10 protein-coding genes and 1 tRNA gene are annotated in these 12,165 nt (G+C 69.3%); 5 read left to right on the forward strand and 6 right to left on the reverse strand.

Features of this window, described 5'->3' with window-relative positions; genetic code table 11:
* The first annotated feature begins 20 nt into the window (after positions 1–20).
* A complete protein-coding gene (locus tag JYK18_RS20755; RefSeq protein WP_206803592.1) occupies positions 21–953 on the forward strand; it encodes a 2OG-Fe(II) oxygenase family protein in 933 nt (310 codons plus the stop codon).
* 74 nt (positions 954–1,027) lie between these two features.
* Complete coding sequence (gene cmcH, locus JYK18_RS20760; protein WP_206803593.1) at positions 1,028–2,593, forward strand: carbamoyltransferase C-terminal domain-containing protein; 1,566 nt, start codon at positions 1,028–1,030, stop codon at positions 2,591–2,593.
* Between the two features lie 1,091 nt (positions 2,594–3,684).
* Here the strand turns inward: cmcH and JYK18_RS20765 are convergent.
* The 5 genes from JYK18_RS20765 to JYK18_RS20785 all read right to left on the reverse strand — a co-directional run bounded on the left by JYK18_RS20765 (position 3,685) and on the right by JYK18_RS20785 (position 7,374).
* Complete coding sequence (locus JYK18_RS20765) at positions 3,685–3,924, reverse strand: hypothetical protein (protein WP_206803594.1); 240 nt, start codon at positions 3,922–3,924, stop codon at positions 3,685–3,687.
* Between the two features lie 678 nt (positions 3,925–4,602).
* Positions 4,603–5,556, reverse strand: coding sequence for a class A beta-lactamase (gene bla, locus JYK18_RS20770; protein WP_374195055.1), 954 nt, complete (start codon positions 5,554–5,556; stop codon positions 4,603–4,605).
* Positions 5,557–5,864: 308 nt separating this feature from the next.
* Complete coding sequence (locus tag JYK18_RS20775; RefSeq protein WP_206803596.1) at positions 5,865–6,059, reverse strand: hypothetical protein; 195 nt, start codon at positions 6,057–6,059, stop codon at positions 5,865–5,867.
* Positions 6,060–6,268: 209 nt separating this feature from the next.
* Positions 6,269–6,345, reverse strand: a tRNA-Arg gene (locus JYK18_RS20780).
* A 621-nt stretch (positions 6,346–6,966) separates the two neighbouring features.
* Complete coding sequence (locus tag JYK18_RS20785; protein ID WP_206803597.1) at positions 6,967–7,374, reverse strand: peptidase inhibitor family I36 protein; 408 nt, start codon at positions 7,372–7,374, stop codon at positions 6,967–6,969.
* A 260-nt stretch (positions 7,375–7,634) separates the two neighbouring features.
* On the opposite strand from JYK18_RS20785, the gene JYK18_RS20790 reads away from it, so the two are divergent.
* Entirely contained in the window at positions 7,635–8,813 is a 1,179-nt protein-coding gene (locus tag JYK18_RS20790; RefSeq protein WP_206803598.1) for an MFS transporter, read from the forward strand.
* On the opposite strand, the gene JYK18_RS20795 is transcribed toward JYK18_RS20790, so the two are convergent.
* Positions 8,804–9,442: a histidine phosphatase family protein gene (locus JYK18_RS20795; protein WP_206803599.1), complete on the reverse strand. Its 639-nt coding sequence runs from the start codon at positions 9,440–9,442 to the stop codon at positions 8,804–8,806. The two genes, JYK18_RS20790 and JYK18_RS20795, sit on opposite strands and share 10 nt — an antisense overlap.
* 93 nt (positions 9,443–9,535) lie before the next feature.
* Between JYK18_RS20795 and JYK18_RS20800 the strand changes: the two genes are divergently transcribed.
* Entirely contained in the window at positions 9,536–11,551 is a 2,016-nt protein-coding gene (locus JYK18_RS20800; protein ID WP_206804370.1) for a cytochrome c oxidase assembly protein, read from the forward strand.
* A gap of 111 nt (positions 11,552–11,662) precedes the next feature.
* Positions 11,663–12,121: a single-stranded DNA-binding protein gene (locus JYK18_RS20805; protein ID WP_206803600.1), complete on the forward strand. Its 459-nt coding sequence runs from the start codon at positions 11,663–11,665 to the stop codon at positions 12,119–12,121.
* Positions 12,122–12,165: the final 44 nt, after the last annotated feature.

A 12,165-nucleotide genomic window follows, 5' to 3' on the forward strand; every position in this document is an offset into this window, starting at 1 on the left:
CCTTTAAGGAGCAGGGGAAAATGTCGGACAAGACGGTACCGGTCTTCACCATGGCCGAACTGCGCGAAGGCACCCGCGGCGACGAGTTCCGCGAGTGGGCGCGGAAGGGCGTCTTCTACCTCACCGGCTACGGCGCCACGGAACAGGACCACCGGGTGGCCACCGACACCGCGATGGACTTCTTCGCGCACGGCACGGCCGAGGAGAAGCAGGCCGTCACCACGAAGATCCCGACCATGCGGCGTGGGTATTCGGCGCTGGAGGCGGAAAGCACCGCCCAGGTCACCAACACCGGTACCTACACCGACTACTCGATGTCGTACTCGATGGGCATCGGCGGCAACCTGTTCCCGTCGGAGAAGTTCGAATCGGTGTGGACGAACTACTTCGACACCCTGTACCGCTCCGCGCAGGAGACCGCGCGGCTGGTGCTGACCGCCACGGGCACCTACGACGGCGAGGACCTCGACACCCTGCTCGACTGCGACCCGGTGCTGCGCCTGCGGTACTTCCCGGAGGTCCCGGAACACCGCGCGGCCGAGTACGAGCCCCGGCGGATGGCGCCGCACTACGACCTGTCGATCATCACCTTCATCCACCAGACCCCGTGCGCCAACGGTTTTGTCAGCCTGCAGGCCGAGGTCGACGGTGAGATGGTGAGCCTGCCGCACATCGAGGACGCCGTGGTGGTGCTGTGCGGTGCGATCGCGCCGCTGGTGACGCAGGGCGCCGTGCCCGCGCCGAACCACCACGTCGTTTCGCCGGACGCGAGCATGCTGAAGGGCAGCGACCGCACGTCGAGCGTGTTCTTCCTGCGCCCGTCCACCGACTTCAGCTTCTCGGTGCCCGCCGCCCGGCGCTACGGCCTCGACGTCAGCCTCGACATGGAGACGGCGACGTTCGGGGACTGGATCGGGACCAACTACGTCACGATGCACGCGGTCACCTCGTAAAGCCGTGCCGGTTCCCCGGCCCGCGAACCGGGCCGGGGAACGGAACCGATCCCTGCCACGCGTTGGAGGAACGAATGCTCATCGTCGCGTTCAAGCCGGGGCACGACGGTGCCGTCGCCGCGATCGGCGGTCGCCGGTTGCTGTACTCGCTCGAATCGGAGAAGGACTCGCGGCCGCGGTACTCGCCGATCCTGCCGACGACGATCCTCGACCTCGCCGAACGGCTCGACGCCGTGCCGGACGTGGTTGCCCTCGGCGGCTGGAGCGACCTCGCGTCGAGCCGCATCGCGTACACGGGCGCGGGGTACGAGGGAATCCAGGACCCCATCGTCTCCACCCGGCGCTTCTTCGGCAAGGACGTCAAGTTCTTCAGCTCGACGCACGAGCGCTCCCACATCTACATGGCCCTGGGCATGGCGCCGAAGGATGATGACAGTCCTTTGCGGACGGTCCTGGTCTGGGAAGGCGACGTCGGTGCCTTCTATGTCGTCGACGCGAGCAACCGAATCGTGCGCAAGATCCCGGTGATGACCGGCCCAGGCGCACGCTACTCGTTCCTGTTCGGCCTGGCCGACCCGACCTTCCCGACGACCGGCGGCAAACCCCGGCTCAACGACGCGGGGAAGCTGATGGCACTGGCCGCCTTCGGCAACGCCGCCGACGCGAACCCCGACATCACCCACGTCGTGGAACGCATCCTCAAGCAGGACTCGATGTACCCGGCGCCCAAGGCGGAGTACCGGGACTCGGTGCTGTACAACGCGGGCGTCGAATCGCCGGAGTGCAAGACGGCCGCCGCACTGCTCACCGAACGCCTCTTCGAGACCTTCGCCGAGGTCGCGCGCGAGGAGCTGCCCGCGGGCACCCCGCTCTACATTTCCGGCGGCTGCGGTCTCAATTGCGACTGGAACAGCATGTGGGCGCAGCTCGGCCATTTCTCGTCGGTTTTTGTCGCGCCGTGCACCAATGACTCGGGTTCCGCGCTGGGCACCGCCATCGACGCCCTCGCCACCTTCACCGGCGACCCGCACATCGAGTGGAACGTCTACAGCGGACTGGACTTCGTCACCGACACCCAGCCCGATCCGTCGAGGTGGAGCTCGCGCCCCTTGGATTGTGACGCCCTTTCCAGCGCACTGTCCGGCGGCCGGGTCGTGGCCTGGGTCCAGGGCCGCTGGGAGATCGGCCCGCGCGCACTGTGCAACCGCTCCCTGCTGGCCGAACCCTTCAGCGCCGCAACGAAGGATCGGCTGAACGAGATTAAGAAACGTGAGGACTACCGCCCCATCGCCCCAGTGTGCCGCGTAGAGGACCTGGGCCAGGTTTTCCACGAGGATTTCGAAGACCCGTACATGCTCTATTTTCGTCGCGTACGCGAGTCCAGCGGCGTGCACGCAGTGACTCATGTGGACGGTTCGGCCAGGGTCCAGACGGTCCGGGACTCGGGGAACCCGCAGATGCATCGGCTGCTGACCTCGTTCGCAGCTCAGCGGGGCCTGGGCGTCCTGTGCAACACCTCCCTCAACTTCAACGGCGAGGGCTTCATCAACCGCATGTCGGACCTAGTTCTCTACTGCGAGTCGAGGGGAATCCAAGACATGGTCGTCGGCGACACCTGGTACCAACGCACCGACAGCTAACCCACCGCCGTGACCCCCGGACACCCACTCGACCACGCGGACCTACCCGCCCGAATCACGGCCCTCGCCGGCCTATACCTCGCCCCACCCACCCGAGTGCTGGCCCTGGAACTGGCCCCCCACCCCCTTCACCGGGACCGGCCGGTGCTCCCCATGAACCCAGGCACCGCAACCCTCTTCGACCACCTAGACGCAGCAAGCAGGCGACCAACCGCCGCACCCCTACCCACAGTCCCCACGGGTGCTGTGCTTCCGGGTGCTGTGCCCCCGTGCGCTGGATCCTCGGGTGCTGTGCCTCCAACCGCTGTGTCCCCGACCAGTGCCGCCGACCTTCCCGACCTGCCCGGTGCTTCCGATCTGCCGGGACCGCCGGGTGCTTCCGCAGTGCCCTCGGGCGCTGCGCCCCTGACCACAATGCTCTCGGGCGCAGCGCCCCCGGGCGCTGTGTCCCCGCACCCTGTGCCCTCGGCCGCCTGCTTGCAGTTCTTGACCCGCCTCGACCACATCGTCCCGCCGACCCGAGCCGTCCACCTCGTCTGCCTGGCGTTCCCTCCGGCACTCCGGGGCTGGCTAGCCGCCCACCCGCGGTTCACCGCGACCCACCCCCACACCGAAGCACGCTGGGAAGACGAGGTCGCCCGCTGCCTAGGCCACCGAGGCGCCCGCCCCCTCCGACCCCAAACCAGGGCCCTCGAAACCAGCCTCCGACACCACCCCATCCGGAACAACGTCTTCACCTGGTTCCGCACCACCCCACCCACCCACGACGGCCGTGCTTCTGCCACTCCAACCGCTCACACCGGACAGGTCCACCGCTAGCCCAACTGCGCCCCACCGCGGACGTACCGCAACGGCCGATGCCGATCCCCGCCCACGCCGCCACCCCACGCAGCCAACCCGCGCCGCCAACCCACGTTGCCAAACCGCGCTGCCAACCTGCCTCGGGCGCCCACGCCACCAACCCGCGCAGATAACCCGTCCCGCCAACAACGCCCCGCCACCCCGACGTGCTGGCCGCACCACGACACGAACCTGCCCGTGTCCGCGGCGAGAAGGGCATCCGCTGGGGCGGGCGCACGGCAGCTGCGTGATCAATCGCTGACGTTGAGCGTCGCATGCTCCTCGATGCCGAGGTGGGACAGCACGCCACGGAGCCGATCCAATGCCGTCCCCGGGTCCACACTCGCTTCAATCTCAAGGTCGAGATGGCAACGCCCCATGCCGCTGCCCGCGCCCGTGATCTCACCATCGGAAGCGAACGCGGCTTCCAACGCCTCTTCGACCTCGTCGCGGTCGATCGGCAACCCCGTGAAGACGACCTCAACGAACACTGCAGTCCTCCGCTTCAACCCCGGCGAACCATACCGGTCAGAACACTGGCGGCCGCCCTGCCAACCCGCACTGATGACCCCGAGCGGTTGATCGGCGCACAGCCTGCACCATCCCCGCAAGACGTGACTCGGCGAAGCGCGGCTCCCAGCGAAGCGCAGCCGCAAGGCGATAAATGAGCCGACCTCGCCCACCCTGCCGGATGGCGCCCTCGTCCCCAGGGCAGAGCATGCTGATCTCGCTCAAGCACTCGGCTGATGTCGTGCGGGTGCTAACGGCGCGCAGCGCCCGGCTGCGGCGGTCCCCGGCTGTGGTGGTCCTGGGCAGCCGCGGTCCCGAGCGGCGGCGATCGAGGGTGGTGGGGGCCTCGGGCGGCGGAGAACACCGGCCGTGGCGATCGCGGGAGGTGGTGGGCTCGGGTGGTCGCGGTGCGCCTGTGGGGTCGTCAGCGTCCGCCGTCGGCAAGGCTGGGTCGTCGTTGGTGACCTCGACGTGGGCCGACTTGCCTGGGCGGGGCTGCTCGCCGCGAGCCGGTCCCGGTCCCGGTGCCGGTGCCGGTCCCGGTCCGGTCAAGCCGGTCTGGGACCGGCCTCGACCCTGGTCCTGGTCCCGGTTCCGGTCCCGGCTCTGGTCCGGACTGTGGGGCGTCCCGCGAGCAGGTAGCGCGTAGGTGGAGTCGATTAGTTCAGGGCGGTGACGGCGACGCGGGCTGCATCGGCGAGTAGGGCGTCGACGCGTTTGGCGCGCGGTTCGTCTCGGCTGGTCATCACGGCCATGACGATCGGCGCGCGGTTCGGCGGCCAGAGCACGGCGATGTCGTTCCGCCCGCCGTAGTAGCCGCTGCCGGTCTTGTCGCCGACAACCCAGTCGCCGGGCACGCCGGCGCGGATGACCGTAGCGCCGGTGGTGTTGCGTCGCAGCCAGTCGGTGAGTACGGCGCGGTCGTCTTCGGCGAGCGCGTCGCCGAGGACGTACTGCCGCAGGTTGCCTGCCATCGCGCGCGGGGTGCTCGTGTCCCGCACATCGCCGGGGATAGCCGAGTTCAGGTCGGGTTCGTAGCGGTCGACGGAGGTGACGTCGTCGCCGATCGCGGTCAGTGCGGCATCCAGCCCGGCCGGTCCGCCGACGTGGCGCAGCAGGATGTTGCCCGCGGTGTTGTCGCTGAAGCGGACCGCCGCGTCGCACAGGTCGCGCAGGGTCATCCCGGTGTCGAGGTGCTGTTCGGTGATCGGCGAGTTGGCGAGCATGTCCTCGGCGGTGTAGCGGACCACCTCGTCGAGCTGCTGCGGCGTGGTCGTGTCCAGTACCGCGGCGGCGGCCAGTGCCTTGAACGTGGACGCGTACGCGAACCGTTCATCGGCCCGGAAGGCGACCGACTTCCCCGACCCGGTGTCCACCGCGTAGATGCCCAACCGGGCGTCATGCTGCGTCTGCAGCCGGTTGAACTCCTGCTCGACAGCCGGATCGAGCGGGGTGGCGGCCGCACTGGTCGCCACCGGCGGTGCGGTCGGCGCCGGTGGGGCCTGGGGCGACGGCGGTGCTGGTTCGGTGGAGGCCGGTGCGCACGCGGTCAGCGTCAGTGCGGCGAGCACCGCCGCGGACCAAGCGCGCCGCTTCGGAATGCTGAGCAAGATTCGGTCCTTCGGTCGTGCGGAACTGTCTCCGGATTGCCGTGTGCCCGCGCCGGGGGATCGCGGCCCAGGAGACGCACTTCCGCGCACCGCCTTTCTCTCACCGTGGATATCGTCACTATGGCACGCGCGCGGTACGGACGGCCGCAAGCCACGCGGCGAACCACCAGAAAGTGTTCCCGGCCTGGTGCTTTATCCACCCCCGGTGGCCGAGTCCGCTTTACCGTGAATTCACCGGTTTCATTCCTTGTGCGAGCACGGGCAGAAAAAGCAATTGCGCGAATATGACTTGTGGCACGTTTCCCGGCGGATCAGGCGGCGGGCAGGTAGTCGGGGGTTTCGGCCGGGAGCGGCGGTAGGTGCACCACGGTCTGCGGGTGGCTGGTGAGGTACTTGAGCTTGCGCAGGCGCCGCTGGGCGAGACCGGCGCGCCGGGCTTCGTCGAACGCCGGACGCGCGGCGCGGTTGTGGGCCCGGCGGCCGGGCGATGGCTCCATCTGGTCCATGGGAGTCTCCTGACGGTTACAGAGGGTGATGGGCGGCGGGCGTGCTTGGCCGCCGTTTGAGGCAACGTGGTCAACGACAGGACGACGGACGAGGTCGTCGTCGGCTGGCCCGCTGATGGCGGGCCGCGGTGAGGGTGGAGAAGGCGCTGCCGTCCACGGCAGTAGGTGACGTGGGGAGGATGCCGTTCCCGGCATCGCTCCCCCTCCGGTGGTGCCCCCGGCAGGACTCGAACCTGCGACCTAGAGATTAGAAGGCTCTTGCTCTATCCGGCTGAGCTACGAGGGCCTGCGTCGATGCCACTGCTGGCCTCGTGCACGCCAGTAGCTTAGTCGCCGCCACCCTCTCGATCGTTCGATGCAGTCGAATCGTTTCAGGGTGTTCGCACGAACTACGCGAGCGGGTGGGTGCCCGTCGGCTCCTGGAGTGCTCGAGAACTAGGTTCTCGCTGGTCGGAGCTGTCTTCGGAGGTCGCGGCCGGTGCGGTGGGGCATCGCGATCTCCTGTCCGTGCGGGGGATGGTGCGCTGGCTGATCCGCGTGCAATTTTCGAGCACGCGCTCCCTATTGGCAAACATTAACCGAATTCACGACGGGGTGGGAACGCGGGTGGGCGGCCGATATTCCGCCGTTGGCTACGGTCGACGGTCGATCGGCGACGCACCGTGCCCCGCCCTGCCGAGAGCAAGATCACCCTGGCCGGGCCCCGGCGGCTCGTTCGCGTGCGGGGGACGCGAACGGGTCCTCCCTCCGCCGGGGCTCGGTCGGGTCCCGCCGGCGCGCATCACGGAGTCGAGACGGCGCGCTGCCGGCGGGCCACTCCGGGCCGCTGTTCGGGGTCGGCGGCCCGGGGTTCACCCGCGGCGGGGCAACCCCTGGGGCGGGGGTGCCGCGGGAGCTGGGTGCGGGATCAGTTCCACACCTGAATGGCGCGGACGGTGAACGGCGCCTGCGGAACGTAGGTGCCCCCGCCCGGATAGGTGGTGAAGTCGCCCTCGGTGGAACAGTCCTCGCCCTGGTACACGCTCACCATGCGATCCATCCGGTTGACAAAGGAATAGGCGGTGAAATCGGCGAGCAGCGGAACGCATTCCTCGGGATTCACCGTGCGCAGGTCCATGCGCTCCACGTCGCCGCCGTAGTTCTCCTCCGTCCACACGCAGAACTCCCCCTTCTGGCAGGTGACCTGCGGTTTCTCCGGCTCCTGCGGCATCGGCGACGAGGCGTGCGCGAGGCTGCCCATGCCGAATACGCCGACCGACGCCAGCAACAGGATCTTCGGCAGTCGCGAACGGAGTGACTTGATGGTCTTGGTCATTTTCTTCCCCCTGCTTTCCCGGTTTTCGGGTGAATTGGTGATGGCTCCACGATGGCCGGTGGGTGCGGGCTTTGTCAGCAGGGAAATGGGGATCTGTGGACAACTGGGGAATCGTCACCCGGTCGGGTCGGGGATATCCACAGGGGAAGAACTGGGCATTGCCGGGGATGGCGGGGGTGTGCTACTGGTGAGCGCCCGCTGGACTTTCTGAAGCGCTTAAGTCATTCTGGGACAACAGATTGAGCTGGGGAGGAGTGGGGATGGTCAGCGCACGTACCGCGGTGTTCATCGTGTTCGCCTTGAACGGTTGCGCGCTCGGCTCGTGGGCGCCCCGGGTGCCCGCGCTGACCGAGCAGGTCGGCGCCGTGCCCGGGTCGCTGGGCCTCGCGCTGCTCGGGGCGAGCGTCGGGCTGCTGCTCGCGGCCACGGTGACCGGGCGCTTGGTGGAATGGCTGGGCGCGCGCCTGGTCATGGCGCTGTCCACGGTCGCCGCGGCGCTGGTGCTGGCCGCGCTCGGGCTGACCACGTCGGTCCTCTGGCTGGGCATCGTGCTGTTCGCGCTGGGTGCCGCGATCGGCGTGCTCGACGTGGGGATGAACGTGGCCGCGGTGTTCGTCGAACGCGAGGTGGGCAAGCCGCTCATGCCGGTGTTCCACGCCGGGTTCAGCGTCGGCGCCCTGGCCGGCGCCCTGTTCGCCGGGCTCGCCGCGTCGCACGGCTGGACGCCGGCGCGCCAGCTCGCGGTGGCCGCCGCCTTCGCGATCATCGTGCTGTTCGCCGTGGTCAAGGCGTTGCCGGGGGTCAAACCCCACCACGAAACCCGCGAGAAGCGGACCTCGGCGGTCGCTCCGATCAAGCGCCCGGTGCTGTGGCTGCTCGCCGCCATCGCGTTGTGCTCGGCGATCGCCGAGGGCGCCAGTTCGGACTGGTCAGCGCTGCTCCTGGTCACCGAGCACGGCATCGCCGAGGGCCCGGCCGCGCTCGCCTACGCCGGGTTCTCGCTGGCCATGGCGATCGCGCGGCTGACCGGCGGCGTGTTGCAGGCCAAGCTGGGGGCGCGCCAGGTGCTCGCCGGCGGTGCGCTGCTCGCCGCGATCGGCCTGGTGGCCGCGGCGCTGGTCAGCTCGCCGGTCATCGGCTTCGCCGGGTTCGCGCTGGCCGGAGCGGGTCTCGCCGCGTCGTTCCCGGTCGCGCTCGGCCTCGCGGGGGAGGCGGGCAAACGCGCCGACGGCGGTGGTGGCGAACGCGAGATCGCCTTCGTCACCTCGGTCGCGTACACCGGTTTCCTCGCCGGGCCGCCGGTCATCGGCGGTATCGCGCAGCTGACCTCGCTGTCCACGTCGTTCGTCGTGGTCGCGCTGGTCGCGTCGCTGATCGCACCGTCGACCGTGGCCGCGTTGCGCGCCGGGAAGCGCGAACGGGAGCGGAGCTACTGCTGAACGGCCCCGTCCGGGGAGTCGCGCCACTGCTGGAACGGCCGGTCGAGCTTCCAGCGGCCGTCCACCAGCTCGACCACGCGGTGTTCGCAGGTCCCCAGGTTGGACAGGGATTCGAACAGCTCGATGCTCCAGCCGAAGAGCCGACGGCAGAGCAGACGGATGGTCAGCCCGTGCGAAACCACCAGCACTGAACGGGGATGCAGGGGATCGGGCCGCCGCAGTTCCAGTTCGCTGAGGAACGCGGCGACCCGGTCGTCCACGTCCGCGCCGGACTCCCCGAACGGCAGCCGGTAGAAGAAGTGCCCGAACTCGTGCCGCAGCCGCTTCTGCACGGCCTGCCCGTCGGCTTCCTGGAGGTTGCCCCAATCCTGTTCACGCAACCTGGGTTCGTGCATCACCCGTTCGGCGGGCAGGTTCAGCAGCCGCAGGGTTTCGCGGGTCCTCCGGTAGGGGCTCACGTAGACGGCCAGTGGCTCGTCACCAGCCAGTTCGGCGATCACCGGACCGGTCCGCCTCGCCTGCTCCTGACCGGCTTCGGTCAGTGGCAGAGCGTGGTCGGGGATCCGCGTGTAGGCGAGTTCGTCGACGTTGCCCAGTGACTCGGCGTGACGCAGCAGGATGATCCGCACTCCGCCATCTTGCCGGGCCGCGGGCGAGCAGATGGCGGATGGCTGTCCGCGAAGCGTTGCACTTACGCTCGTGTCGTGCCCGAGGAATCCACCGTGACCACGACCAGCAAGTCCCAGGTTTCACGAGGTAATGTCGGCCCGCTGGTCACGGTGGGGGTGCTGCTCGCGGTGCTCGTCGGCACCGGACTGGTCGCGCTCACCGGCGGCGCCGGTTCGGTGATCACCGGACTGGCTGACCCCGGAGTGGTGACGCGGTACGGCATCACCGTGGTCCGGGTGTTGTCCGAAGCCGCGTCCGTGCTCTGCGTCGGCTCACTGCTGCTCGCCGCGTTCCTGGTGCCGCCGCAGAAGTCGGGCGTGCTCGGCCCGGAGGGTTACGCCGCCCTGCGAACCGCGGGGATCGCCGCCTGGTGCTGGTTCTTCGCCGCGGTGGCCTCCATCTACTTCTCCGCCGCCGACGCCGCCGGGCGCCCGGTCACCGAGCTGCTCGACCCGCAGGCACTGCTGCAGATGGTCGACGCGATCGAGCAGCCGAAGGCGTGGGTGTTCACCGCGCTGATCGCGTTGCTGCTCGCCCTCGGCTGCCGACTCGCGCTTTCGTGGGGCTGGACCGCGACGCTGTTCTTCCTGGCCGTCGGCGGGCTGGTGCCGGTCGCGGTCACCGGCCACTCGGCCAGTGGCGGCGCGCACGACGTGGCCACCAACAGCCTGCTGTACCACCTCGTCGCCGCCACGCTGTGGGTCGGCGGCCTGGTCGCGTTGCTGGCGCTGGGCTGGCGGAGGGGTACGCACCTGTCACTGGCCGCGCAGCGCTTCTCGCGGCTGGCGCTGGTGTGCTGGATCGTGATGGCGGTATCCGGCGTGGTCAACGCCCTGATCCGGGTCTCGCCGGCGGAACTGCTGACCACCGACTACGGCCTGCTCGTGCTGGCGAAGGTCGTCGGCCTGCTGGTGCTCGGGGTGTTCGGGCACCAGCAGCGGCAACGCGGGGTGCGCGGTCTCGTCGACGGCGCGGGCGGCAGCCAGCTGCTGCGGCTCGCCTCGGTCGAGATCCTGATCATGTTCGTCACCATCGGCCTGGCCACCGCGCTGGCGCGGACGCCACCACCGCAGGAGGTGACGAGCCAGCCGTCGAACACCGAACTGCTCATCGGCTACGACCTCAGCGGCCCGCCGACCGTGCTCCGGCTGCTCCTGGACTGGCGGTTCGACCTGGTCTTCGGCACGCTCGCGATCACCCTCGCGGTGGTCTACCTGCTGGGGGTGCGCCGGCTGCGGCAGCGCGGCGACGCCTGGCCGGTCGGCCGGACGGTCGCCTGGCTGGCCGGGTGCGCGGTGCTGCTGGTGGCGACGTCGTCCGGGATCGGGCGGTACTCACCGGCGATGTTCAGCGTGCACATGGGCGGCCACATGCTGCTGTCCATGGTGATCCCGGTGCTGCTGGTGCTCGGCGGGCCGGTCACGCTGGCGCTGCGCGCGCTGCCGCCGGCGGGCAAGGACGGTCCGCCGGGGCCGCGCGAATGGCTGCTGGCGTTCGTGCATTCGCCGGTGTCGCGGGCGCTCACCCATCCGGTGGTGGCGCTGGTCCTGTTCGTGGGCTCGTTCTACGTGCTGTATTTCTCCGGGCTGTTCGGGGCCGCGCTCAACTACCACTGGGCCCACTTGCTGATGAACGCCCATTTCATCCTGTCGGGTTACGTCTTCTACTGGCCGGTGATCGGCGTGGACCCGGCGCCGCGGCGGATGCCGCCGCTGGGCAAGCTCGGCATGATGTTCGCTTCGATGCCGTTCCACGCGTTCTTCGGGGTGATCCTGATGAACACGCAGACGGTCCTCGGGGAGTCCTTCTACCAGGCGCTGAAGCTGCCGTGGGCCGGCGATCTGCTCACCGACCAGCGGCTCGGCGGCGGGATCGCGTGGGCGGCGGGCGAGGTGCCGGTGCTGCTGGTGCTGGTGGCGCTGCTGGTCCAGTGGGCGCGGGCGGACGAGCGCGAGGCCAAGCGGTCGGACCGGCGGTCCGATGCCACCGGTGAGGCGGATCTGGTCGCGTACAACGCGATGCTCAAGCAGTTGTCAGAACGCGGTGAAGAGCGCCCGTCCCGCGACTAGTTGTCCACAACGGCTCTGCTTGTCCACAGATCCCGCGCCTCCTGCCCACGCCGCCCGTTCTCCCCGCATCCTGGAAGCACGGACGAACCGCACGAGGGAGGGCGAGGAGCCATGGCTGTCGGAGAAACCCCGGTGACGCTGGTGGGCACGGTGCTGAGCGAGCTGAGCACCCGCAAGGTGGGCGACAGTGGGCACCACGTGGTGAGTTTCTGGGTGCGCAGCAACGAGCGAAGACGGGACCGGGAGACCGACGAATGGGTCGACGGCAGGCAGTTGACCGTGCGGGTCACCTGCTGGCGGCGGCTCGCCGAGACGGTCGGGGAGAGCCTGGTCAAGGGCGACCCGGTGATCGCCTCCGGGAAGCTGTACACGCGGGACTACCAGCAGGACGGGCAGAACAGGTCTCTAGTCGAACTTGAGGCCTACGCGATCGGGCCGAACCTGAGCCGGTGCGATGTCGTGGTCCGCCGCCGGGGCAGGCCGGAGCAGCCGGTGCCGTTGTGGGAAGAAGCGGGAGAAGGGGAGGTGAGCAGGGCACTCTCCCCCGGAGAGGGGATGAGCGCGGCATGACTGAGTTGTCAGCCGAGCACGCCCCGAGGTGACCGGCGTCGAGG

Source organism: Amycolatopsis sp. 195334CR (genome assembly GCF_017309385.1).
Taxonomy (GTDB): domain Bacteria; phylum Actinomycetota; class Actinomycetes; order Mycobacteriales; family Pseudonocardiaceae; genus Amycolatopsis.